Source organism: Roseovarius sp. MBR-78, from assembly GCF_040547535.1.
GTDB lineage: Bacteria > Pseudomonadota > Alphaproteobacteria > Rhodobacterales > Rhodobacteraceae > Roseovarius.
In genome coordinates, this window is the sequence record NZ_JBEPPX010000022.1 from 16,913 (window position 1) to 38,402 (window position 21,490).

25 protein-coding genes and 1 tRNA gene are annotated in these 21,490 nt (G+C 67.5%); 18 read left to right on the forward strand and 8 right to left on the reverse strand.

The genetic code is table 11. From position 1 onward, the window contains the following. From ABIE58_RS15555 to ABIE58_RS15570, 4 genes are all read right to left on the reverse strand, one after another. Entirely contained in the window at positions 1-1,458 is a 1,458-nt protein-coding gene (locus ABIE58_RS15555; protein ID WP_354545623.1) for an efflux RND transporter periplasmic adaptor subunit, read from the reverse strand. Positions 1,459-1,565: 107 nt separating this feature from the next. Then, on the reverse strand, positions 1,566-2,108 hold the full coding sequence (gene moaB, locus ABIE58_RS15560; RefSeq protein WP_354545624.1) for a molybdenum cofactor biosynthesis protein B: 543 nt from the start codon (positions 2,106-2,108) through the stop codon (positions 1,566-1,568). Positions 2,109-2,111: 3 nt separating this feature from the next. Beyond that, entirely contained in the window at positions 2,112-2,732 is a 621-nt protein-coding gene (locus ABIE58_RS15565; protein WP_354545625.1) for a LysE family translocator, read from the reverse strand. Further along, a complete protein-coding gene (locus ABIE58_RS15570; RefSeq protein WP_354545626.1) occupies positions 2,729-3,529 on the reverse strand; it encodes a uracil-DNA glycosylase in 801 nt (266 codons plus the stop codon). The genes ABIE58_RS15565 and ABIE58_RS15570 overlap by 4 nt, the downstream gene beginning before the upstream one ends. Before the next feature lie 162 nt (positions 3,530-3,691). Between ABIE58_RS15570 and ABIE58_RS15575 the strand changes: the two genes are divergently transcribed. The 5 genes from ABIE58_RS15575 (at position 3,692) to plsY (ending at position 7,625) form a co-directional block, all read left to right on the forward strand. Then, positions 3,692-4,633 (forward strand): aspartate carbamoyltransferase catalytic subunit, encoded by a 942-nt coding sequence (locus tag ABIE58_RS15575; protein WP_354545627.1) that lies wholly within the window; start codon positions 3,692-3,694, stop codon positions 4,631-4,633. After that, the gene (locus ABIE58_RS15580) at positions 4,630-5,157 is read left to right on the forward strand and encodes a hypothetical protein (RefSeq protein WP_354545628.1); all 528 of its coding nucleotides are present in this window, start codon (positions 4,630-4,632) and stop codon (positions 5,155-5,157) included. The genes ABIE58_RS15575 and ABIE58_RS15580 overlap by 4 nt, the downstream gene beginning before the upstream one ends. Further along, the gene (locus ABIE58_RS15585) at positions 5,154-5,606 is read left to right on the forward strand and encodes a hypothetical protein (RefSeq protein WP_354545629.1); all 453 of its coding nucleotides are present in this window, start codon (positions 5,154-5,156) and stop codon (positions 5,604-5,606) included. The genes ABIE58_RS15580 and ABIE58_RS15585 overlap by 4 nt, the downstream gene beginning before the upstream one ends. 133 nt (positions 5,607-5,739) lie before the next feature. Beyond that, entirely contained in the window at positions 5,740-7,020 is a 1,281-nt protein-coding gene (gene pyrC / locus ABIE58_RS15590; protein WP_354545630.1) for a dihydroorotase, read from the forward strand. Beyond that, positions 7,020-7,625, forward strand: coding sequence for a glycerol-3-phosphate 1-O-acyltransferase PlsY (plsY, locus tag ABIE58_RS15595; protein WP_354545631.1), 606 nt, complete (start codon positions 7,020-7,022; stop codon positions 7,623-7,625). The genes pyrC and plsY overlap by 1 nt, the downstream gene beginning before the upstream one ends. A 23-nt stretch (positions 7,626-7,648) precedes the next feature. Here plsY and ABIE58_RS15600 read toward each other — a convergent pair whose 3' ends face one another. Beyond that, entirely contained in the window at positions 7,649-8,938 is a 1,290-nt protein-coding gene (locus tag ABIE58_RS15600) for an NAD(P)H-dependent oxidoreductase (protein WP_354545632.1), read from the reverse strand. Positions 8,939-9,126: 188 nt separating this feature from the next. Between ABIE58_RS15600 and rpsD the strand changes: the two genes are divergently transcribed. The 6 genes from rpsD (at position 9,127) to ABIE58_RS15630 (ending at position 13,633) form a co-directional block, all read left to right on the forward strand. Beyond that, a complete protein-coding gene (gene rpsD, locus ABIE58_RS15605; RefSeq protein ID WP_354545633.1) occupies positions 9,127-9,747 on the forward strand; it encodes a 30S ribosomal protein S4 in 621 nt (206 codons plus the stop codon). A gap of 117 nt (positions 9,748-9,864) precedes the next feature. Beyond that, a complete protein-coding gene (hisC, locus tag ABIE58_RS15610; RefSeq protein WP_354545634.1) occupies positions 9,865-10,947 on the forward strand; it encodes a histidinol-phosphate transaminase in 1,083 nt (360 codons plus the stop codon). Continuing rightward, positions 10,947-11,864: a prephenate/arogenate dehydrogenase family protein gene (locus ABIE58_RS15615; RefSeq protein ID WP_354545635.1), complete on the forward strand. Its 918-nt coding sequence runs from the start codon at positions 10,947-10,949 to the stop codon at positions 11,862-11,864. Before hisC ends, ABIE58_RS15615 begins: the two co-directional genes overlap by 1 nt. Next, on the forward strand, positions 11,861-12,469 hold the full coding sequence (locus ABIE58_RS15620; RefSeq protein ID WP_354545636.1) for an extensin-like domain-containing protein: 609 nt from the start codon (positions 11,861-11,863) through the stop codon (positions 12,467-12,469). Before ABIE58_RS15615 ends, ABIE58_RS15620 begins: the two co-directional genes overlap by 4 nt. Before the next feature lie 109 nt (positions 12,470-12,578). Next, positions 12,579-12,911, forward strand: a complete 333-nt coding sequence (locus ABIE58_RS15625; RefSeq protein ID WP_354545637.1) for a hypothetical protein — start codon at positions 12,579-12,581, stop codon at positions 12,909-12,911. Between the two features lie 281 nt (positions 12,912-13,192). Beyond that, positions 13,193-13,633, forward strand: coding sequence for an MmcB family DNA repair protein (locus ABIE58_RS15630; RefSeq protein ID WP_354545638.1), 441 nt, complete (start codon positions 13,193-13,195; stop codon positions 13,631-13,633). Here the strand turns inward: ABIE58_RS15630 and ABIE58_RS15635 are convergent. Then, positions 13,628-13,813, reverse strand: a complete 186-nt coding sequence (locus ABIE58_RS15635) for a DUF6324 family protein (protein WP_354545639.1) — start codon at positions 13,811-13,813, stop codon at positions 13,628-13,630. The genes ABIE58_RS15630 and ABIE58_RS15635 overlap by 6 nt on opposite strands. A 161-nt stretch (positions 13,814-13,974) precedes the next feature. Here ABIE58_RS15635 and ABIE58_RS15640 point away from each other — a divergent pair. Beyond that, positions 13,975-14,051: transfer RNA gene (locus ABIE58_RS15640), tRNA-His, on the forward strand. A gap of 6 nt (positions 14,052-14,057) precedes the next feature. On the opposite strand, the gene ABIE58_RS15645 is transcribed toward ABIE58_RS15640, so the two are convergent. Further along, entirely contained in the window at positions 14,058-14,333 is a 276-nt protein-coding gene (locus ABIE58_RS15645; RefSeq protein ID WP_354545640.1) for a DUF6476 family protein, read from the reverse strand. A gap of 67 nt (positions 14,334-14,400) precedes the next feature. Between ABIE58_RS15645 and ABIE58_RS15650 the strand changes: the two genes are divergently transcribed. The 3 genes from ABIE58_RS15650 (at position 14,401) to ABIE58_RS15660 (ending at position 17,630) form a co-directional block, all read left to right on the forward strand. Continuing rightward, positions 14,401-15,447, forward strand: a complete 1,047-nt coding sequence (locus tag ABIE58_RS15650) for an RluA family pseudouridine synthase (RefSeq protein ID WP_354545679.1) — start codon at positions 14,401-14,403, stop codon at positions 15,445-15,447. A gap of 142 nt (positions 15,448-15,589) precedes the next feature. Further along, the gene (gene rpoH, locus ABIE58_RS15655; RefSeq protein WP_354545641.1) at positions 15,590-16,486 is read left to right on the forward strand and encodes an RNA polymerase sigma factor RpoH; all 897 of its coding nucleotides are present in this window, start codon (positions 15,590-15,592) and stop codon (positions 16,484-16,486) included. Positions 16,487-16,544: 58 nt separating this feature from the next. Next, complete coding sequence (locus tag ABIE58_RS15660) at positions 16,545-17,630, forward strand: alpha/beta hydrolase (protein ID WP_354545642.1); 1,086 nt, start codon at positions 16,545-16,547, stop codon at positions 17,628-17,630. 10 nt (positions 17,631-17,640) lie between these two features. Here the strand turns inward: ABIE58_RS15660 and ABIE58_RS15665 are convergent, their stop codons facing one another. Further along, the gene (locus ABIE58_RS15665; protein WP_354545643.1) at positions 17,641-18,825 is read right to left on the reverse strand and encodes a M24 family metallopeptidase; all 1,185 of its coding nucleotides are present in this window, start codon (positions 18,823-18,825) and stop codon (positions 17,641-17,643) included. Positions 18,826-18,991: 166 nt separating this feature from the next. On the opposite strand from ABIE58_RS15665, the gene eutB reads away from it, so the two are divergent. Genes eutB through ABIE58_RS15680 form a run of 3 tightly spaced genes read left to right on the forward strand, consistent with a single transcriptional unit; the run spans position 18,992 to position 21,442 of the window. Further along, positions 18,992-19,993: a hydroxyectoine utilization dehydratase EutB gene (gene eutB / locus ABIE58_RS15670; protein WP_354545644.1), complete on the forward strand. Its 1,002-nt coding sequence runs from the start codon at positions 18,992-18,994 to the stop codon at positions 19,991-19,993. Then, the gene (locus ABIE58_RS15675) at positions 19,983-20,972 is read left to right on the forward strand and encodes a cyclodeaminase (protein WP_354545645.1); all 990 of its coding nucleotides are present in this window, start codon (positions 19,983-19,985) and stop codon (positions 20,970-20,972) included. The genes eutB and ABIE58_RS15675 overlap by 11 nt, the downstream gene beginning before the upstream one ends. Beyond that, positions 20,969-21,442, forward strand: coding sequence for an Lrp/AsnC family transcriptional regulator (locus ABIE58_RS15680; RefSeq protein ID WP_354545646.1), 474 nt, complete (start codon positions 20,969-20,971; stop codon positions 21,440-21,442). Before ABIE58_RS15675 ends, ABIE58_RS15680 begins: the two co-directional genes overlap by 4 nt. Positions 21,443-21,490: the final 48 nt, after the last annotated feature.

Consider the following 21,490-nt stretch of genomic DNA (forward strand, 5'->3'; position numbering starts at 1 on the left):
TCAGCCCCCGGCGCGCGCTTCGATCCGCGCGACGGTGCGCGCGGGCACGCGCGGGCGGGCAAGATCGGCGAGCAGGCGGCGGCGCTCGTCCTCGGGCAGCGAGCGGTCGGCCTCGACCCGCGCGCGCAGCCGCGCGCGCCGGTCCGCGCTGAGCGAGACGGTCCCGGCGGTGCCCTCGTCGCTCGCCGCGCCCACGCCGATGCGCCGCACCTTGAGGCCGGGGCCAAGCGCCGGGCTGCGCTCGGCCACGATCTCGCGGCCGGCCACGCCGGGGGCCGCGACCAGCACATCATTGCCCTGCCGCCGCAAGAGCGTGACCGGCAGCACCTCGAGCCGGTCGGCGTCATCCAGCGCCAGCACCGTGCCATCGCCGCCCAGCGCCGAGGCGGGCAGCCGTGCCACCCCGGCAAGCGGCGGCTCGGTTACCGTGACGCGCACGAAATCGCCGGGTTTCATCGCGGTGGCGCGCTCGAGCGCGGCAAAGATCATGCGCCCGCTTTCGCCCTCGGCCAGCGCCGCGGCCTCGCGCGCGATCTGCCCGCCCACACGGATATCGGTGCCGCCGCTTTCCAGCGTGGCGGTAACCGGCAGGGGGCGCAGCGCCCCGTTCTCATCCAGCAGCCGCGCGTATTGTTCGGTTGAGACGCGGAACGCCACTTCGAGCGCGCGCCCGTCCACCAGCCGGGCCAGCATCTCGCCCACCGCCACGATCCCGCCTTCAACTGCCGTAACACCGCTCAGCCGCCCCGAGAACCGCGCCGTGATCCGCGTCTCGGCCAGCCGCCGCTCGGCCTCTGCCAGCGCCAGTTCGGCGCGCGAGACCGCCGTTGCCGCCTGATCCACCCGCGCCTCGGTATTGGCCAGCGCCTGACGCCCCGCCAGCACCGCCTGCTGCGCCTGCATGACATTGTATTCGGCGGCCTCCACGGCGGTGAGCGTGCCGACACCGCGCGATTCAAGATCGCGCTGCCGCGCCAGTGCGCGTTTCTGAAGCGCCGTCTGATCCTTGCGCGCGGCCAATTCATCACGGGCAAGCGCCAGCGCGCGGTCGGCCTCGCGCGCCTCGGCGCGGGCATCGGCAAGGTCGATGCGGGCGCGGGTCCGGGCATCCTCGGCCTCTGCCGGGTCGATCCGCGCGAGGAATTGCCCCGCCTCGACCGTGCCGCCCTCCTTGAAGCCGGGGGCAAGCTCGATGATTTCGCCCGCCACCTGCGCGCGGATATCGAGGCCCCGGCGGCTCTCGATCCGGCCAAAGGCGGTGAGCTCTGGCGCGATGGTGGCAGACTCCGGCGTGACGGTGCGCACCGCGAAGACGCGCTCGCGCCGCTCTGGCGTCATGGCCTCGCGGGTCATCCGCTCTTCGACGGCGAGGCGCAGCACCTGCCCGGCATAGCCCAGAAGGCCCGCCGTCAGCGACAGCAGCAACAGCCCCATAAGACCCTGGCGGAGAAACCGCATGACGCGCGCCTTTCGTGCAACCGGTCCGGCAGGTTTGCGGACCTCGGTAAATCTAAGCGTTGCTCGGCAAAAGCCAAGCCAAGACGCCGGTTACACGCGCGCCGCGCTCATTTCCGGCGCTGGTGTTCGTCAAGCCGGGGCATGATTTCCACGAAATTGCAGGGCAGGTGGCGGTAATCGAACTGGTGGCAGAGGATTTCATCCCATGCATCCTTGCACGCACCGGGGCTGCCGGGCAGGGCAAAGAGATAGGTGCCGCCCGCCACGCCGCCGGTGGCGCGGCTCTGTACCGCCGAGGTGCCGATCTTCTGCATCGAGACGGTGGTAAAGACCGTGCCGAAGGCGTCGATCTCCTTCTCATAGACATCGCGATGGGCCTCGACGGTGACATCGCGGCCGGTGAGACCGGTGCCGCCAGTGGAAATCACCACGTCGATCTCGGGGCGGGCTACCCATTCGCGCAGATGCGCCGCGATCTGGTCGCGCTCGTCGCGCACGATCATGCGATCGGCAAGGATATGGCCCGCCGCCTCGATCCGCCCGGCCAGCACATCGCCGGAACGGTCCTGCGTCAGGTCGCGCGTGTCCGACACCGTGAGTAGCGCGATGCGCACGGGGATGAATTCCTTGGTTTCGTCGAGGCGGGGCATGGGTCAGCTCCTTTGCATGAGGGCAAGGCGCGCGGCGAGCGCGGTGAATATCGTGGCCGAGACGAGCCCCAGCCCCCGCGCCAGCCGCGGCGAGGTGGCGAGCCTGCGGCCCAGCCCCCCGGCAAACACCCCGACAGCGCCGTTGATGACAAAGCCGCCCAGCGCCAGCACCGCGCCATAAATCAGGAATTGCGGGAGGATCGCGCGGGCGGGATCGGTGAATTGCGGCACGAAGGCCAGCACGAAGAGGATCACCTTGGGGTTGGTGAGATTGACCGTCACGCCCTGTAGAAACGCCCGCGCAGGCCCGAGCGCGGGGGCGTCGGGGCGCAGCGGTCCTTGTCGCAGCGCCTGCACCGCGAGCCACAAAAGATAGCCCACGCCGATCCAGCGGATCGCGTCGAGCGCCAGCGGATGCGCGGCGATCAGCGCCGCCAGCCCCAGCCCGGCAAGCGTGACATGCACCATGCCGCCCAGCCCGATGCCCGCGCTTGCGGCGATGGCCGGGCGCGGACCGGCGCGCAGGCCAAGCCCGAGGCAGAACATCATATCCGCCCCCGGCGTGAGGTTGAGCGCCAGCGCGGCGGGCACGAAGGCCAGCAGGGTGAGCGGATCGACGATCATGCCCCCCCCGTCAGCCGCGCCTTGAGCGCCAGCAGATCGGCCCAGGCCTCGCGCTTGGCCGCCGGGTTGCGCAAGAGGTAGGCGGGGTGGAACATCGGCAGCGCGGGTTTGCCATAAGCCTCGGCCCAGTGCCCGCGCAGCCGCGTGATGCCGCGCCGCCCCAGCCCGGCCTCGCAGCTTATATTGCCCATGAGGACCACGATATCGGGGTTTGCGAGCGCCACATGCCGCGCCATGAAGGGCCGCATCATGGCGATCTCGTCGGCATTGGGGTCGCGGTTCTGCGGCGGGCGCCACGGCAGGACATTGGCGATATAGAGCGCGTCTTGCGGGGTTGTCGCGCCGCGCCCGAGGCCGATGGCCGCGAACATCCGGTCGAGCAACTGCCCGGCGCGGCCCACGAAGGGGCGGCCCTCGATATCCTCCTCGCGCCCCGGTGCCTCGCCGATGACCATTACCCGCGCGCCGGGCAGACCGTCGGCAAAGACGAGGTTGCGCGCGCCGTGCCGCAGCGCGCAATGCGGATAGGTGCCAAGGGCTGCGCGCAGCGCGTCGAGCGTGGTGGCACCGGCCGACGCCGTGGTGGCGGCGGTCACGGGATCGTCCCCGGTGGTTTCGGGTGTCCGTGGCTCTGCCGCTGCGGCAGGCGCCGGCGTGGCCTGTTTCGGGGTGGTGGCTTGCCGGTCGGGCAGGGCGTAGCGATCCACTGGCGCATCCCCGATCGCCTCGGTCGCGCCAAGCTCGATCTGCCAGGCGAGGCTTGCCAGCGCCGCCTCGGGGGTGAGGGTTGATTCCATGCCGGTGACGCTATCCGTTGCGGCGGGCGGGTGAAAGGGGGAAGGCCGCCCCGCATGGCCGCGCGCGGGGCCGGATATTTGTGGCAAGATGAGGCCGGGAGCGGTGGCTTGCCCCGGCGGGGCGGGCTTTCTATAAGCGATGGAAACGGCATCGGAGGCGGCATGTCATTTCCGCACGCGCATCTTCTGGGGATCGAGCCGCTCGCGCCCGGCGATATCACCGCCATTCTCGATCTGGCCGACGAATATGTTGCGTTCAACCGTAGCGCGGCCAAGCATCGCGACGTGCTCGCCGGGCTGACGCAGGTCAACATGTTCTTCGAGGCCTCGACCCGCACGCAGGCGAGTTTCGAGCTTGCCGGCAAGCGGCTTGGCGCGGATGTGATGAACATGGCGATGCAGGCGAGTTCCCTCAAGAAGGGCGAGACTCTGATCGACACGGCGCTGACGCTCAACGCCATGCATCCCGATCTGCTGGTGGTGCGCCACCCGCATTCCGGCGCGGTCGACCTCTTGGCGCAGAAGGTGCGGTGTGCGGTGCTCAACGCCGGGGACGGGCGGCACGAGCATCCCACGCAGGCGCTCCTGGATGCGCTCACGATCCGGCGCGCCAAGGGGCGGCTGCACCGGCTCAACATCGCGATTTGCGGCGATATCGCGCATTCCCGCGTGGCGCGCTCGAACATCCTCCTGCTGGGCAAGATGGAAAACCGCGTGCGCCTTGTCGGCCCCCCGACGCTGATGCCCGCAGGCATTGCCGAATTCGGCGTCGAGGTGTTTGACGACATGAAGGCGGGGCTGGAGGGCGTGGACGTGGTGATGATGCTGCGCTTGCAGCGCGAGCGGATGGATGGCGGTTTCATCCCCAGCGAGCGCGAATATTACCACCGCTACGGCCTTGATGCCGAAAAGCTGGCCTATGCCGGGGAGGATGCCATCGTGATGCATCCCGGCCCGATGAACCGGGGCGTCGAGATCGACGGCGAGATCGCCGATGACATCAACCGCTCGGTGATCCGCGACCAGGTGGAGATGGGCGTGGCCGTGCGCATGGCGGCGATGGAATTGCTGGCCGAGGGTCTGCGAGCGCGTCGCGCGGCATGAGCACGGTTCTGGATATTCCCGCGCATGAGGCGCATGTGGTGCGCGTCTTTGCGGTCATCGACGGGGCTGCGCCGCTCAGCGATGCCGAGGTGATTGCCGCGCTCGGGGCGGGGGGGGACTTGTGCGAAGATGAGATCGAGCTGTTCGACCTTGGCGATCTTGGCACTATGCCGCTCTCTGACTACCTCGCCGAGGGGCACGGGATCGCGCGGGCCGATCTGGACCCGATGCGCGGGCAGATCGACGGGCTGGCGGGCCGCGTGCTTATCCTGCCGTCGCGCGCCTTTGGCGGGGCGGCGATGGCGTTGCGCGTGGGGCGCGGGTTGCGCCTCGTGGCCCGGTTCGAGGAGGATGTCGTCCCGGTGCGCTTTGATCCGCTGCCCGCAGGCGGGGCGGCGGGTAGCGTTTCCCCCCCTGCAAAGGCGCGCGACGGCAAAGGCCCCGCGCGGCTTGCGGTAATCGGGTTTTTCGCGGGGCTGGCCGTGCTGGCCGGGATCGTGGCCTGGCTGGCGGGGGCGCGATGACCGAAGGCCCGATCCATTCGATGACGCCCACCACCGCGCTTGAGGAGGGCGAGCGCGTGCTGGTCTCGTTCCACCCCGACCGCGCGACCTATCTGCGCGATCACGCCTGGCTGGCGGTGGTGGCGATGGCGCTCGGGATGGCGGCGCTCTGGATGCTGGGCAACCCCCATGTCTGGACCGGGGCCGTGGGCGGGCTTGCGGCGGTGGCGGTCAGGGGGGTTTATGTGGCCTCGGACGAGTTGCGCGCGCGCTGGGACATGACCGACCGCCGCCTGCTCGGACCGCTGACACGCGAAGTGCCGCTCTCGGAGATCAGGACGGTGCGGGGATTGGGAAGCGCGGTGCAGGTGGTGAGCCGCTCGGGCGACAAGCACCTCATCAAGTATCAGGCCGACCGCGCGGGCACCGAGGCACGCCTTCGTGCCGCCGCCGGTCTGCGGGAGGGCTGAGCCATGCAGGAGCCGAAAGACCCGCGCATGTCCGGCAAGATCGCGATGGCGGCGCTTGCCGTGATCGTGGCGCTCACGGTGGTGATGGTATGGGTGGCGGGATGAGCGGCGCACAAGGCAAGGACAGGACCGAATGACCACAACCCTTTTCATCAATGCCCGCCTGATCGACCCCGAGACGGGGACGGATGGACCCGGCTGGCTCTTGACCGGCAAGGGCGTGATTGCCGCGCGCGGGGTGGGGGAGGACAGGCCGCAGGCCGAGGTGGTGGTGGATTGCGGCGGGCAGTGTCTCGCGCCCGGTATCGTCGATATCGGCGTCAAGGTCTGCGAGCCGGGCGAGCGGCACAAGGAGAGCTATCGTTCTGCCGGTCTCGCGGCGGCGGCGGGGGGGGTGACCACGATGGCCACGCGCCCCGATACCCTGCCCGCCATCGACACGCCCGAGGTGCTCGAATTCGCGCGTCGCCGCGCCAACGAGGCCGCCCCCGTCAACGTGCTGCCGATGGCCGCGCTCACCAAGGGGCGCGCGGGGCGCGAGATGGTCGAGATCGGCTTTCTCATGGATGCGGGCGCGGTGGCGTTTACCGATTGCGACCATGTGGTAAGCGATACCAAGGTTTTGAGCCGCGCGCTGACCTACGCGCGCAGCTTGGGCGCGCTGGTGATCGGGCATGTGCAGGATCCGGGGCTGAGCGCGGGGGCGGCGGCGACGAGCGGCAAATTCGCGAGCTTGCGCGGGTTGCCCGCCGTGTCGCCGATGGCCGAGCGGATGGGGCTGGACCGCGATATTGCTCTGCTGGAGATGACGCGCGCGCGCTATCACGCCGATCAGATCACCACCGCGCGCGCGCTGCCCGCGTTGGCGCGCGCCAAGGCCAATGGCCTTGACATCACCGCCGGAACCTCGATCCACCACCTCACGCTCAACGAGCTTGACGTGTCGGATTATCGCACCTTCTTCAAGGTCAAGCCGCCGCTGCGCGCCGAAGAAGACCGGCAGGCGGTCACGGAGGCGCTGCGCGAGGGTCTGATCGACATCATCAGTTCCATGCACACCCCGCAGGACGAGGAGAGCAAGCGCCTGCCCTTCGAGGCGGCGGCGAGCGGGGCGGTGGCGCTGGAGACGCTGTTGCCTGCCGCGCTGCGGCTTTACCATGCCGAGGCGCTCGATCTGCCGACGCTGTGGCGTGCGCTGTCGCTTGGCCCGGCGCGGCGGCTGGGGCTGGATTGCGGGCGGCTGGCGGTGGGTGCGCCTGCCGATCTGGTGCTGTTCGATCCCGGCAGGCCGTTCATCCTCGACCGGTTCGCGCTGCGCTCGAAATCCAAGAACACGCCCTTTGACGGCGCGCGGCTTCAGGGTAGGGTGAGTGCCACCTATGTCGCGGGTAGCTGCGTTTACGAGGCCGGATGATGCCCCCATTCGAGAGCATGCTGAGTATCCTGAGCCTCTGGGCCGTGATCGGCTATCTGCTTGGGTCGATCCCCTTTGGCATGGTGCTGGCGCGCCTGATGGGGCTTGGCAACCTCCGCGAGATCGGATCGGGCAATATCGGCGCGACCAACGTGCTGCGCACCGGCAACAAGGCCGCCGCCGCGCTGACGCTGCTGCTTGACGGGGGCAAGGGCGCGGTGGCGGTGCTGCTGGCGCGGGCGCTGGCGGGCGAGGACGCGGCGCAAATCGCGGGGTTTGCGGCTTTCCTCGGGCATTGCTACCCGGTCTGGCTGCGCTTTGCCGGGGGCAAGGGGGTGGCGACGTTCCTTGGCCTGCTCTTGGCGCTGGCATGGCCGGTGGGCATCGCGGCGTGCCTGACATGGCTGGCCACGGCGGTGCTCATGCGGATTTCCTCACTGGCGGCACTGGTGGCGGCGGTGGCGGCACCGCTCTGGATGCTGATCCTCGGGCAGGGCGGCGCGGTGGTGCTGGCCATCGCGCTGGCGGCGCTGATCCTGTGGCGGCACCGGAGCAATATCGCGCGGCTGCGCGCGGGCACCGAGCCGAGGATCGGGAAGGGCTGAGCCGGGGGCGGTGCCTTGCCGTCTCAGGTGCCGGTCAAACCGCGATAGAGATCCGCCACCGGATCATTCCCGATCGCCACGTCGTCAAAACTCAGCACCGTGCCGCGCGCCACGTCGCGCACCATCGCCACGCCATGCGCAAGGCCGATGGGCAGCGCCGTGCGCGCCTGCGCCACCGGTTGTGCCTTGCCCCAGACCGTGTAACCGCCTTCGCCATCAAGGATTTCGCCCATCTTGAGATCGCGCTTGGCCACCGCCGCGACGGTGCCGCGCATCTCGCGCGCTTGGCCCGTGGGCTCGTCGCGCAGGGCCGCGCTCAGCACCGAGATCGACAATTCCAACCCGATCAGGTGAAACGGCTTGTGCATCGCGGCGAAACGCCCGGTCGCGTCGGTCGGCAGGCCGTATTGCCGAAAGCAGGCGGCGGCGTAGTCGTTCGGGGCCTCGAACACCACGTAGACCCCCCAGCGCAGATCGCGGAACACGGGCCGCCCGTCGCGTTCGAGCGAGGATACCGTTTCGACCATGCCGCGCCGATCAAGCTGGCCACCCGCCTCGCGAGGGCGCAGCACATGGGCGAGGTCATCGACGCCGCAGGGCGGGAAGGCAAGGCCCGCCACGGGCACGTCGAGGCCACAGGCATTGGCGATGGCCACCATCTCGATGGCGCTCTTGGTGCCGTCGAGGAAGGAGTTGAACATCTGCGGGTTCATCCCCGCCGCTGCGGCCTCCTCTGCCGTCAGACCGTAATGCGACCACACGTCATCGGGGGTGACGGCGTGATAGGCGGGCAGGTATTTGGTGCCCTTTCCGGCGGCGGTGACGTGAAAGCCTGTGGCGCGCGCCCAATCGACCATTTCCGAGACAAGCGCGGGCTGATCGCCATAGGCCATCGAATAGACCACGCCCGCCGCCCGCGCCTCTTGCGCCAGCGCGGGGCCTGCGAGCACGTCGGCCTCCACGTTGACCATCACCACATGCTTGCCCGCCGCGATGGCGGCGCGCGCATGGGTGATGCCCGCGCGCGGGTTGCCGGTGGCCTCGATCACCACATCGACATCGTCGCGCGCGGCAAGTGCGGCGCCGTCATCAAGAAAGGCGGTCGCCGCCACCCGGCCTTCGTCCCAGCCCACGGTGTGGCAGGCGCGGCGCGCGCGGTCGGGGTCCAGATCGGCAATGGCCGCGACCGCGAGGCCCTTGATCGTCGGCACCTGTGCCAGAAACATCGAGCCGAACTTGCCCGCGCCGATCAGCCCCGCGCGCACCGGTGTGCCGCGCGCCTCGGCCTCTGCTGCCAGTCTTGCCAGATTCATGCTATCTCTCCATCCCGTGTCGCGCATATCTGAACACGCGCCGTCGCCTGCGCGCAAGGGACGGTTGACACCACAGGGCGGACATATATAAGCGCGGCTTCATTGGTGTTGGTGGCCCCCGCAAGGGGATGCCTGTCGGGAGCAATCCAGAGGACAACGCCCTTCGACATATCAGAAGGAGACCAGTCGTGACCAAACGCACGTCTGCCAAGTATAAAATTGACCGCCGCATGGGCGAAAACATCTGGGGCCGCCCCAAATCGCCGGTGAACCGCCGCGAATACGGCCCCGGCCAGCACGGCCAGCGCCGCAAGCAGAAGATGTCGGATTTCGGCCTTCAGCTGCGCGCCAAGCAGAAGCTCAAGGGCTATTACGGCGATCTCACCGAGAAGCAGTTCCGCCGCATCTATGCCGAGGCCGAGCGCGTGCGCGGCGACACCGGCGAGCTTTTGATCGGTCTGCTGGAGCGGCGTCTTGATGCGGTTGTGTATCGCGCCAAGTTCGTGCCCACGGTTTTCGCCGCGCGTCAATTCGTGAACCATGGCCATGTCACGGTGAACGGCCAGCGGGTCAACATCCCCTCCTACCGTGTCAAGGAAGGCGATGTGATCGAGGTGCGCGAGAAATCCAAGCAGCTCGCCGTGGTGCTCGAGGCCGTGCAACTGGCAGAGCGCGACGTGCCCGATTACATCGAGGCCGACCATTCCAAGATGGTCGCGACCTTCGTGCGCACGCCGACCCTTGGCGATGTGCCCTATCCGGTGATGATGGAGCCCAACCTCGTCATCGAATATTACGCGCAGAACTGATCGCGCTGCTATCCCATCGACAAGGCCGCGCCGGGAAACCGCCGCGGCCTTTTCCTTTTGGTGCTGGCCAAGGCGGCGGGCCAAAGCTAGAACCTGCGGCGACAGACGGGGAATGACATGACCAAGATCGCGCCGCAGCCCGGTATCATGGAGATCGCGCTCTACAAGAGTGGCGAGGCCGTGATCGAGGGCCGATCCGAGATCCTGAAGCTTTCGGCCAATGAAAGCCCCTATGGGGCTTCGGACAAGGCGCGGGCGGCCTTTGCCCGCTCTGCCGCCACGCTGCACCGCTATCCGGGCACCGATCACGCCGATCTGCGCCACGCCATCGCCGAGGTGCACGGGCTTGATCCGGAGCGGGTGATCTGCGGTGTCGGCTCCGACGAGGTGCTGCAATTCGTGGCGCAGGCCTATGCCGGACCGGGTGACGAGGTGATCCATACCGCGCACGGATTCGCCATGTATCCGATCCTTGCCCATGCGGTGGGGGCAACGCCGGTCTGTGTGGCCGAGCGCGCGCGCGTGGTGGATGTGGACGCGATCCTGCGCGCCTGCACGCCGCGCACGCGGATCGTGTTCATCGCCAATCCCGGCAATCCAACCGGCACGATCCTGCCCGAGGCGGAACTGGCGCGGCTGGCGGCGGGCATCCCCGAGAGCGCCATTCTGGTGCTTGACGGGGCCTATACCGAATTTGCCGAAGGCTATGATGGCGGCGTGGCGCTGGTCGAGGCGCGCGGGAATGTCATCATGACGCGCACCTTTTCCAAGGCCTATGGTCTGGGCGGTCTGCGGATCGGCTGGGGCTATGCGCAGGCCGGGATGATCGGGGTGTTGAACCGCATTCGCCAGCCCTTCAACCTGTCGCAGACGCAACTCGACACCGCCGAGGCAGCGGTGCGGGATCGCGATTGGCTGAACCGGGTGGTGGGCGACACGATCCGCAATCGTGCCTGGCTGATTGAGGCGCTACGGGCGGCGGGGGTGGCGGTGGATGACAGCCACGCCAATTTCGTGCTGGCGCGCTTTGCCTCGGAGGCAGAGGCCGCCGCCTGCGATGCCGCCCTGCGGGCCGATGGGATCATCGTGCGCCGGGTTGGCGGTTATGGCTTTCCCGAAGGGTTGCGGATCACCGTGGGTGACGAATCCGCCTGCCGCCGGGTGGCGCATGTCATCGGGCAGTTCCGGGGGGCGCGCTGATGGCGCATATCTATGACCGGGTGGCGCTCATTGGGCTGGGTTTGATTGCCTCGTCGATGTGCCATGCGATGCGGCGCGCGGGCGTGGCGGGCGAGATCACCGGCTATGCGCGCAGCCCCGAGACCCGCGATATCGCGCGCGAGATCGGGCTGTGTGATCGCGTCTGCGACAGTGCCGCCGAGGCCGTGGCGGGGGCCGATCTCGTGGTGCTCTGCGTGCCGGTGGGAGCGATGGGGGCGGTGGCCGCCGAGATCGCCCCGGCGCTCAAGCCCGGTGCGACGCTCAGCGATGTGGGATCGGTCAAAAAGGCCGTGATCGAGGCGGTCACGCCGCATCTGCCCGAGGGCGTGCATTTCGTGCCCGCGCATCCGCTGGCGGGAACCGAGCATTCCGGGCCGCGTTCGGGCTTTGCCGAGCTATTCGACAACCGCTGGTGCCTCATCGTGCCGCAGGCGGGCAGCGACCGCGCCGCCGTCGCGCGGCTGGAGGCGATCTGGCAGGCGCTGGGCAGCCATACCGACGAGATGGATGCCGAGCATCACGATCTGGTGCTGGCGGTCACAAGCCACGCGCCGCATCTCATTGCCTATACGATGGTGGGCGTGGCCGATGATCTGCGCCGGGTGACCGATAGCGAGGTCATCAAGTATTCCGCCGCCGGCTTTCGCGATTTCACCCGCATTGCGGCCTCGGACCCGACCATGTGGCGCGATGTGTTCCTCAACAACCGCGAGGCGACGCTGGAAATCCTCGGTCGTTTCACCGAAGAGCTGTTCGCGCTGCAACGCGCGATCCGCACCGGCGACGGCGATCACCTGCACGCCTATTTCACCCGCACCCGCGACATCCGGCGCGGCATCATCGAGGCGGGGCAGGACGTGGATGCGCCCGATTTCGGGAGGGCCAAGGCCCCATGAGGCGCGCGGCGCTTCTTGGCGCGCTGGTGCTGAGCCTTGCTGCCACCGGCTGCGGGCGTGGCGACGATACGGTGACACGCGGCGGCGGGTTGTGCGATGATCCGGGGCTTGAGGGCACGCTCTCGGGGCTGGTGGCCGACCCGGTCAACGGCTGTGGGATCGACAATGCCGTGCGCGTGACATCGGTTTACGGCGTGCGGCTGAGCCAGCCCGCGACGCTCGATTGCCGCACCGCGCGCACGCTCGGCGCTTGGGTGACGCAGAGCGCCAAGCCCGAGGTGGGGGGCATGGGCGGCGGCCTCAGTGGCCTGCGGGTGGCGGCGCATTACGTGTGCCGTACGCGCAACCATCAGAAAGGCGCGCGCATTTCCGAGCATGGCAAGGGCCGTGCAATCGACATCTCGGCGCTGCAATTGCGCGACGGTTCGGAAATTTCGGTGCTCGATGATTGGGGCAAGGGGCGCGAGGGCCGGGTGTTGCGGCGGGTGCACGGGCAGGCCTGCGGGCGGTTCGGCACGGTGCTTGGCCCCGAATCGGACCGGTTTCACCGCGATCACCTGCATTTCGACACGGCCCGCCATCGCGGCGGGGCCTATTGCCGCTGAGCGCTCGAACTTCGGGCATTTTGTCGCCGCTGTCGGGCGCGGTGCAATCCGGCCCTTGTAATCCTTTGTTAAGGGCGTAGCTTTAAGGTGACTGAAACGGAGGTCCGCCATGCCACGGCTCGTCAGGCTTTATATCACGCAGGTTGCCATCGGGTTCGGGCTCGCGGGGGTGTTCGTGGGGCTGCTTTTGTGGTTCAACATTGCCAACCTGTGGCACCTCGTCAGCCATAGTAGCGATGGCCCGCTCGCGGTGCTGATCCTGTGGGTGGCCAATGGCATCGTCTTTGCCGGGGCGCAGTTCGCCATTGCCGTGATGCGGATGAAGGATGACGATGACGACGATCACCACGGCGGGCGGCGGCAGCCTGTTATGCGTCGCGATTATGTCGCCATCCCTGTGCGCGTGACTGCGGGGCGGCACCCGGTGCGGCGCAGTCACTGAACCATCTACCGGCCAATGGCTCTGAGGATGTGCGAGGGATCGGGTGTGACGGGCCCGCACGCAACCGTTTGGTTCTCTCATTCCCGAGGACCTGTTTGTACAGGTGGGCACCGGGTAACCGGACCAGGGCCCGGACAGAGCCAGCTCCCTCGGAATTGCTTAAGGCCACCGGAATGCAACCGTTCACGGGAAGGGCAGCACCCGTCACCCCTCTCAGGTAATGCTTTGCGCGGGGCGCGACAAGGGGTTGCGTGCGTTCGTGGTTTGTTCAAAATAACCACATGGATACACCTCCCCGCCCCCTGCAACCCGGCCAGTTGATCGCGCGCGGCGTGTGCCGCCACCTGCTGAGCCACGATTTCGTGCCGATCGAGGAATTTTCGCCCGAGCGGGGCAGGCGCGTGGATGTGATGGCGCTTGGCCCCAAGGGCGAGATCTGGGTGGTGGAGTGCAAATCAAGCCGCGCCGATTTCGTCTCGGATGCCAAGTGGCAGGGCTATCTTGGTTGGTGTGATCGCTATTTCTGGGCGGTGGAGGCGGATTTCCCCATAGATCTTCTGCCCGAGGGCACCGGCCTTATTATCGCCGACGCGTTCGATGCCGAGATCCTGCGCATGGCGCCCGAGACCCGGCTTGCGCCCGCGCGGCGTGCCGCGCTTATCCGGCGATTCGCGCGCGATGCCGCGCGCCGCCTGCGCCGGGCCACCGATCCGCGGCTATGAGCGCGCGCGCGCAAGCTGCGCGGCGGCGCGGATTTCCTCGGCGATCTCGTCGGCCTCGTCGGGGTCGAAATCCATCGGCACCTCGATGCCCTGCGATTCGATGAAGAGACGCACCATGCCCTGATCCGTCGGCCCGATCTGAAGATTGGCCTCGATGTCGCGCTCGCTGTTGATGCTCATGACGGTCTCCTGAAACTCGCGATCTGCTACGCCTTGCGCGCCGCCTTGGCAAGCCTCTGGATATTCCGGTGGGAATGCGGGGCCTTTGTCGCACAAAGCTGGCAAATCGCTTTGCGTCAGGCTTGCAATCGGGCGGCGGCACCGGTAAATCCGCCGACAGTGCCGCCTTAGCTCAGTTGGTTAGAGCGCTGGATTGTGGATCCAGAGGTCCCCTGTTCAAGCCAGGGAGGCGGTACCATCGCTCTCAATTGGCCGCTTTGATCGTGACGCTTTGGTGCAATGCGCCGCTCGCGCGGTCATAGACCAGGATGCGCCCGTCATCGGTGACCACCGCATACCAGCCCTCGCCTTGGGTAAAGGCGGTGGCGCGCGCGCCCTCGGGCAGGGTTATGGTGTCTGGCAGGGCGGGCAGGGCAGGCTCGGACCAGAACCGGGTGACAAGCAGGCCGACGATCACTAGAAGCCCGAGGATCATCGTGGCGGTCAGCACCGCGACCAACCGCGCGAGGAATTTCAGCATGGCCGGGCTCACCGGCGGGGGGCTTTGGGGCATGGGGTCTGAGTCGGGGTCGGACATGGGGTCGGACATGGGGCAGGACCTGCTCGGCTTTACCATCGGGGCCAATCCGCCCCCGCGCCTTGATAAGGCGCTGGCGCGCGATGTGCCAGAGGCGGCGGCGCTGTCGCGCACCCGGCTTGCGCGGCTGCTCGCCGAGGGGGCGGTGCGCGTGGGTGGCACCGTGGTACAGGATGCCAAGGCGCGCGTGGCCGAGGGCGACCTGATCGAAATCGCCCTTCCCGCGCTCCGCGAGAGCCATATGGAGCCAGAGGCCATCGCCCTCGACATCGCCTATGAGGATGACGACCTCATCGTGATCGACAAGCCTGCGGGCATGGTGGTGCACCCGGCACCGGGCACGCCCGAGGGCACGCTTGTGAACGCGCTTTTGCACCATTGCGGCGACCGGTTGTCGGGGGTTGGCGGGGCGCGCCGCCCCGGTATCGTGCACCGGATCGACAAGGATACCAGCGGCCTTCTGGTGGTGGCCAAATCCGACGCCGCCCATCAGGGGCTGGCCGCGCAATTCGCCGCGCACACGGTCGAGCGCGCCTATCTCGCGCTTGCGCATGGCGCGCCCGATCCCGGCGATCCGCGCCTCAAGGGGCTGGCGGGGCTGCGCTTTGAGGCGGGCGGCACGCTTGTCATCCGCACGCAACTGGCTCGCCACCGCACCGACCGCCAGAGGCAGGCGGTTGTGGTCACGGGTGGCCGCCACGCGGTGACGCGCGTGCAGGTGATGGAGCGATTCGGCCAGCCGCCGGCGGCGGCGCTGGTGGAATGTCGGCTCGAGACCGGGCGCACCCACCAGATTCGCGTGCACATGGCCTATGCCGGGCATGGGCTGATCGGCGATCCGGTCTATGGCGGGGCACGCCGCCTGCCCGCGCGCGCCCTGCCCGAGGGCGCGGCCGAGGCGGCGCGCCGCTTTCCCCGGCAGGCGCTTCATGCCGGTGTGCTCGGGTTCACCCATCCGCTGAGCGGCGCGGTTTTGCGGTTTGTCTCGCCGCTGCCCGCCGATATGGCGGCGCTGCTGGCGTGTTTGCGCGGCACGGATGACAGCGGCACAGAATGACGTGAGATTTCGACATATTCGCCGAATTTTGCCGGAAACCGCTGAACGATGCGTTAATATCCATGAGGTAACAGGCTTGATCGCGCGCGCTGACTGCATAAATCAATGTTAACGCGTTATACATGAAGGAAGGGACACCCGCATGGGCAATTACGCAAATCTCCCGGCCCCCACCCCCGAAGGCGGGCTCAACCGCTACATGCAGGAGATTCGCAAATTCCCGCTTCTGGAGCCGGAAGAGGAATACATGCTGGCCAAGCGCTGGGTCGAGGAACAGGACACCGAGGCCGCGCATCGCATGGTCACCAGCCACCTGCGCCTCGCGGCCAAGATCGCGATGGGCTATCGCGGCTATGGACTGCCGCAGGCCGAGGTGATTTCCGAGGCCAATGTTGGCCTCATGCAGGCGGTCAAGCGATTCGATCCCGAGAAGGGCTTTCGCCTCGCGACCTATGCGATGTGGTGGATCAGGGCCTCGATCCAGGAATATATCCTGCGGTCCTGGAGCCTTGTGAAACTCGGCACCACCTCGGCGCAGAAGAAGCTGTTTTTCAACCTGCGCAAGGCCAAGGCGCGTATCGGCGCGCTGGAAGAGGGCGATTTGCGCCCCGAGGTCGTCAAGAAGATCGCCCATGATCTCGGCGTGACCGAGGACGAGGTGATCTCGATGAATCGCCGCATGGCCGGGGCGGATGCCTCGCTCAACGCCACCGTCGGGGCCGAGGGCGAAGGCTCGATGCAGTGGCAGGACTGGCTCGAGGATGAAGGCGCCGATCAGGCCGGTGATTACGAGGCGCAGGACGAACTCAAGGCCCGCCGCGAATTGCTGGCGCTGGCGATGGACGTGCTCAACGAGCGCGAACGCGATATCCTGACGCAGCGCCGCCTCAGCGAGGAAACCATCACGCTAGAGGATCTGAGCGCGCAATATGACGTGAGCCGCGAGCGGATTCGCCAGATCGAGGTGCGTGCCTTTGAAAAGCTGCAAAAGCGGATGCGCAGCCTGGCGCAGGAAAAGGGGATGCTGACCGCAAGCTGATCCTTGGATGATGCGCCCCGCTCGACTATGAGGGAGGTGGCTGCGGGGGCGTTGAGGCATGGGCGGTTTGCGGGTAGTCACGGTTCTGGCGATGGTGCTGCTGGCGGGTTGCGCCCCGCGCCCCAGCGCGATGCGTGCCGCCCCCGATCCGACGGCGACGATCCAGACGATCCATGTGGCCACAGGCCTCGTGCTCGATCAGACCGGATCGCAATTCGGGATCGAGCGAAAATCGGGGCTGAGATATTTTCGCGCCGATATCTCTGTGCCGCCGACCCATATGCCGGGCCAGATCGAATGGCCCGAGGGCAAGCCCGATGCCGCCACCGATTTCGTCGTCACCGGCACCGAGGTGCTGGAGAATGCGACGCAACTGATCACGCGGATGCGCGCGGGCAGTCCGGGACGCGAGACGCTGCTTTATGTCCACGGCTACAACAACACCCTCTCGGAGGCGATGTATCGGCTGGCGCAAATCCGCACCGATTTCGAAACCACCATGCCGGCGCTGCTGTTTTCCTGGCCCTCGGCGGGCGATCCGCGCGGCTATGTCTATGACCGCGACAGCGTGCTTTTCGCGCGCGACGATCTCGTGGCGCTGATCGAGCGGCTGACCACCGGTCCCGGCGACCGGGTGTTCGTGCTCGCGCATTCGATGGGCTCGCAACTGGTGATGGAGGCGCTGCGCCAGATCGCGCTTTCGGGGGATCGCACGGCGCTTTCACGGCTGAGCGGCGTGGTGCTGATGTCGCCCGATATCGACCCGGACGTATTCGCGCGCCAGGCCGAGGCGATCGGGCGCCTGCCGCAGCCGTTCTTCATCTTCATCACCCGCGCCGATCGGGCGCTGTCGCTGTCGGGCTTCATCACCGGGCGCAAGCCGCGCCTCGGCGTGATCGATGCCGCCGAAGAGGTCACGCGGCCCGATGTGCAGGTGATCGACTTCTCGGCGCTTGCCACCGGCGAGGCCTATAATCACTTCGTCCCCGTCACCTCGCCCGCCGCTATCGAGATACTCAACCGCTTCCTCTCGGAAACCGGCCGCCCCGCCGCCGGGGCGCTAGGCGCAATGACCCTCAAGCTGCCCGCCCCCAACGCCGTGCCGCGCGAAAGCATTCTGCTCAAAAGTGGGAGCCGGTTTTGAGCAAGATTCTTTAATCCTTCACGAACATCTTGCGCGGGCGGTTGCAGAAGGTCTCGGCCGGGCCGCTTTCTTTGATAAGGATCGATTCGGTGATCTCCAGCCCCCAGTCGGACATCCAGAGGCCCGGCATGAAATGGAAGGTCATGCCCGGCTCCAGCACGCTCTCATCCTCGGCGCGCAAGCTGATCGTGCGCTCGCCCCAGTCGGGCGGGTAGCTGAGGCCGATGGGATAGCCGCAGCGCGCGCCGCGCTCGATGCCCGCACGCTCCAGCGGGGCGGCGAGCGCATTGGCCACGTCGCAAGCGCGGTTGCCCGCCTTTGCGGCCTCCAGCCCGGCCTCCAGCCCCTCGACCAGCGCCCTTTCCGCGTCGAGCAGGAATTGCGGCGGCTTGCCCAGAAAGAGCGTGCGGCAGAACGGTGCGTGATAGCGGCGATAGCAGCCTGAGATTTCGAAGAATGTCGCTTCGCCTGTCGCAAATTCGCGCCCGTCCCATGTCAGGTGCGGCGCGGCGGCGTCCGAGCCGGAGGGCAGTAGCGGCACGATCGCCGGATAATCGCCCCACGCGCCCTCGACGCCCCGGATCGCGTCGCGGAAAATCTCGGCGACGATCTCGTTTTTCGCAACCCCCGGTTCCACCCGCTCGAACAGCCCGTCGGTGATCTTTTCCGAGATCGCGGCGGCCTTGCGCATGAAAACCAGCTCTTCCTCGGATTTCACGCCGCGCTGCCAGTTGACCAAGCCGGTCACGTCGAGGAACGTGGCCTCGGGAAGTTCCTCGCGCAGCACCTGCATCGCACGCGCGGAGAAATAGTAATTGTCCATTTCCACGCCGATGCGCTTGTCTGCCAGCCCCATGCCGGTCAGGCGCGCGGCCAGATCCTGCATCGGGTGGCACTCGGTCGATTGCACGTAGTGGTCAGGATAGCCGATCACCCGGTCATCGGTCATCCAGACGGTGCGCACGCCGCCATTGGCATCCTGGTTGCGGCCCCACCAGATCGGATCGGCCTCGGGCAGCACGATCACGCCCTGATGCACGTAGAACGACCAGCCGTCATACCCCGTGATCCAATGCTGGTTTGACGGGTCGGTGACAAAGATCGCGTCGAGATCGCGGGTGGCCATCGCGCTCCGCGTCTTGCCGAGGCGGCGCTCGTATTCCTGCAACGAAAAGGGAAGGTTTTTCTCGATCATGGCATCGTCCGTCACGTTGTGGTTTATCCCGCCTTGGGGGATTTTCGGCGCGCGCGCCCCAAGAAATACGCCACCGGATGTCGTTTTCTGACCACCGTGTGGCGCAAGGTTGACGCAACCCCGATCCGCGCGCAGATTGCCGCCACCGAGTGACAAGGAGACAGCGATGCGCCCCGTTCTGGCCGATGTTCTTGCCGCGGCACAGGTGATCGCCGGGGTGGCGGTTGCCACGCCGCTGGTGCCGTCGCCCCATATGAGCGGCGTTTGCGGCCATGATTTTCTGCTCAAGCTGGAAAATATGCAGCCCATCGGCGCGTTCAAGCTGCGCGGGGCATTGAACGCCGTGGCGGGGGTGACTGAGGCCGCCGGTGTCACCTGCTGTTCCACCGGCAATCACGGGCGCGGCGTGGCCTATGCGGCGCGGGCGCGGGGGATGCGCGCGGTGATCTGCATGTCGGAGCTGGTGCCGCAGGCCAAGGTGGACGGCATCCGCGCACTGGGGGCCGAGGTGCGGATCACCGGGCGGTCGCAGGACGACGCGCAGGCCGAGGCCGAGCGGCTGGTGCGCGACGAGGGGCTGGTGGAAATCTCGCCTTTCGACGACGCTCGGGTGATCGCGGGCCAGGGCACCATCGGGCTGGAAATCATGGCGGCGCGGCCTGACATCGAGGTTCTGCTGGTGCCGCTCTCGGGCGGCGGGCTGGCGGCGGGCGTGGCGATGGCCGCGAAGGCAATCAAGCCGTCGCTCCGCGTGGTGGGGATCAGCATGGATCGCGGTGCTGCGATGCATGACAGCATCCGCGCGGGCCACCCCGTCGAGGTCGAGGAGGTGGCGAGCCTCGCGGATTCCCTTGGCGGCGGGATCGGGATGGGCAACCGGCTGAGCTTTCCGATGTGCCGCGAGTTGCTCGACGAGGTGGTGCTGGTCTCGGAGGAAGAGATTTATCACGCGATGCAGGTGCTCTATTACGAAGACCGGATCGTGGCCGAGGGGGCCTGCGTGGTGGGCCTCGCGGCGGTGCTTTCGGGCAAGATTGACGTCTCCGGCCCGACCGCCACCATCATCACCGGTCGCAATCTGGATATGGAGATGTTCACCCGCGTCATCACCGGGCAGGATGTGCATCTGGGCGACACCGTGGTTGAGGGGCAGCGTTATGGCACATGACATTCGCATCGTGACCGAGGCGGAGTTGCGCGGGGCGGTGGGGCTGGACCTCGACACCGTGCGCGTGATCGAAGAGGCGTTCGGCGCGCTGTCGGATGGCGGGGTGGTGATGCCGCCCGTCCTGTCGATGGACCTGGCCGAGGCGCATGGCGAGGTGGACGTGAAAACCGCCTATATACCCGGATTCTCTGGGTTCGCGATCAAGGTCAGTCCCGGTTTCTTTGACAACCCCAAGCTGGGCCTGCCGAGCCTCAACGGGTTGATGATCCTGTTTTCCGCCCAAACCGGGCTGGTGGAGGCGGTGTTTCTCGACAATGGCTACCTGACCGATCTGCGCACCGCGGCGGCGGGGGCGGTGGCCGCGCGGCACCTCGCGCCCGAGCGGGTGCAGGTGGCAGGCGTGATCGGCACCGGCGTGCAGGCGCGGCTTCAGGCGCGGGCGGCGCATCTGGTGCGGCCCTTTGAGCGGCTGTTGATCTGGGGCCGCGATGCCGAGCGCGCGCGCGCCTGTGCCGATGACCTGTCGGATATGAAGTGCGATATCGCGGTGGCGGACAGCCCCGCCGATCTGGTGCGCGACAGCCAGTTGGTCATCACCACCACGCCCGCGCGCGCGCCCGTGATCGAGGCCGCTTGGCTGCACCCCGGCTTGCACATCACCGCGATGGGATCGGATCAGGCGGGCAAGACCGAGATCGACCCGAAGGCGCTGGTGCAGGCCGATCTTTACGTCGCCGACCGCGCGGCGCAGGTGGAAAAACTGGGCGAATTGCGCGGGGCCATCGCCGCCGGGCTCTGGGACAGGGGCGCGCCGGTGGAACTGGGCGACGTGATCCGGGGCCGCGCGCGCGGGCGGCAAGGGCAGACAGATATCACGATCTGCGACCTGACCGGCACCGGCGCGCAGGATACCGCGATTGCCACCCATGTCATGGCGCGGCTTGCAGGCCGCGACGTGGGCGCGGTGATCCGCGCATGAGGCTCGATGCGCGCGATCTGGAAATTCTGCGGGTGCTGGCCGATGAGGGGCGCATCACCAAGGCCGATCTGGCCACGCGCGTCGGCCTCTCGGCAAGCCCCTGCTGGGAGCGGCTGCGGCGGCTGGAAGAGGCCGGGCTGATCGAGGGCTATCACGCGCGTATCAGCCTCAAGAAGCTGGGGCCGCATGTGACGGTGTTTGTCGCGGTGGAACTGGCCGATCACACCCCGGCAAAATTCCGCGCCTTCGAGGACAGCGTGCAGCATTATGGCGAGGTGACGGCCTGTTGGGCGCTGGGCGGCGGGTTCGATTACCTGATGCAGATCGTGACCCGCGATATCGACGCCTATCAGCGGCTGATCGACGAGATGCTGGAGGCGCGCATCGGGCTGGCGCGCTATTTCACCTATATCGTGACCAAGCCGGTCAAATCTCCACGCCTGCCGCCGCTGGAGATGTTTTTCGGATGAATCATCTTTAATAATGCACCATTGCAGATGAAAAATCTGCAACCAGCA

Bases quoted from the DNA above. Each gene is read 5' to 3' on its own strand.
- ABIE58_RS15555 (WP_354545623.1), bottom strand. From the start codon at position 1,458: ATGCGGTTTCTCCGCCAGGGTCTTATGGGGCTGTTGCTGCTGTCGCTG.
- moaB (WP_354545624.1), bottom strand. From the start codon at position 2,108: ATGCCCCGCCTCGACGAAACCAAGGAATTCATCCCCGTGCGCATCGCG.
- ABIE58_RS15565 (WP_354545625.1), bottom strand. From the start codon at position 2,732: ATGATCGTCGATCCGCTCACCCTGCTGGCCTTCGTGCCCGCCGCGCTG.
- ABIE58_RS15570 (WP_354545626.1), bottom strand. From the start codon at position 3,529: ATGGAATCAACCCTCACCCCCGAGGCGGCGCTGGCAAGCCTCGCCTGG.
- ABIE58_RS15575 (WP_354545627.1), top strand. From the start codon at position 3,692: ATGTCATTTCCGCACGCGCATCTTCTGGGGATCGAGCCGCTCGCGCCC.
- ABIE58_RS15580 (WP_354545628.1), top strand. From the start codon at position 4,630: ATGAGCACGGTTCTGGATATTCCCGCGCATGAGGCGCATGTGGTGCGC.
- ABIE58_RS15585 (WP_354545629.1), top strand. From the start codon at position 5,154: ATGACCGAAGGCCCGATCCATTCGATGACGCCCACCACCGCGCTTGAG.
- pyrC (WP_354545630.1), top strand. From the start codon at position 5,740: ATGACCACAACCCTTTTCATCAATGCCCGCCTGATCGACCCCGAGACG.
- plsY (WP_354545631.1), top strand. From the start codon at position 7,020: ATGCCCCCATTCGAGAGCATGCTGAGTATCCTGAGCCTCTGGGCCGTG.
- ABIE58_RS15600 (WP_354545632.1), bottom strand. From the start codon at position 8,938: ATGAATCTGGCAAGACTGGCAGCAGAGGCCGAGGCGCGCGGCACACCG.
- hisC (WP_354545634.1), top strand. From the start codon at position 9,865: ATGACCAAGATCGCGCCGCAGCCCGGTATCATGGAGATCGCGCTCTAC.
- ABIE58_RS15615 (WP_354545635.1), top strand. From the start codon at position 10,947: ATGGCGCATATCTATGACCGGGTGGCGCTCATTGGGCTGGGTTTGATT.
- ABIE58_RS15620 (WP_354545636.1), top strand. From the start codon at position 11,861: ATGAGGCGCGCGGCGCTTCTTGGCGCGCTGGTGCTGAGCCTTGCTGCC.
- ABIE58_RS15625 (WP_354545637.1), top strand. From the start codon at position 12,579: ATGCCACGGCTCGTCAGGCTTTATATCACGCAGGTTGCCATCGGGTTC.
- ABIE58_RS15630 (WP_354545638.1), top strand. From the start codon at position 13,193: ATGGATACACCTCCCCGCCCCCTGCAACCCGGCCAGTTGATCGCGCGC.
- ABIE58_RS15635 (WP_354545639.1), bottom strand. From the start codon at position 13,813: ATGAGCATCAACAGCGAGCGCGACATCGAGGCCAATCTTCAGATCGGG.
- ABIE58_RS15645 (WP_354545640.1), bottom strand. From the start codon at position 14,333: ATGCTGAAATTCCTCGCGCGGTTGGTCGCGGTGCTGACCGCCACGATG.
- ABIE58_RS15650 (WP_354545679.1), top strand. From the start codon at position 14,401: ATGGGGCAGGACCTGCTCGGCTTTACCATCGGGGCCAATCCGCCCCCG.
- rpoH (WP_354545641.1), top strand. From the start codon at position 15,590: ATGGGCAATTACGCAAATCTCCCGGCCCCCACCCCCGAAGGCGGGCTC.
- ABIE58_RS15660 (WP_354545642.1), top strand. From the start codon at position 16,545: ATGGGCGGTTTGCGGGTAGTCACGGTTCTGGCGATGGTGCTGCTGGCG.
- ABIE58_RS15665 (WP_354545643.1), bottom strand. From the start codon at position 18,825: ATGATCGAGAAAAACCTTCCCTTTTCGTTGCAGGAATACGAGCGCCGC.
- eutB (WP_354545644.1), top strand. From the start codon at position 18,992: ATGCGCCCCGTTCTGGCCGATGTTCTTGCCGCGGCACAGGTGATCGCC.
- ABIE58_RS15675 (WP_354545645.1), top strand. From the start codon at position 19,983: ATGGCACATGACATTCGCATCGTGACCGAGGCGGAGTTGCGCGGGGCG.
- ABIE58_RS15680 (WP_354545646.1), top strand. From the start codon at position 20,969: ATGAGGCTCGATGCGCGCGATCTGGAAATTCTGCGGGTGCTGGCCGAT.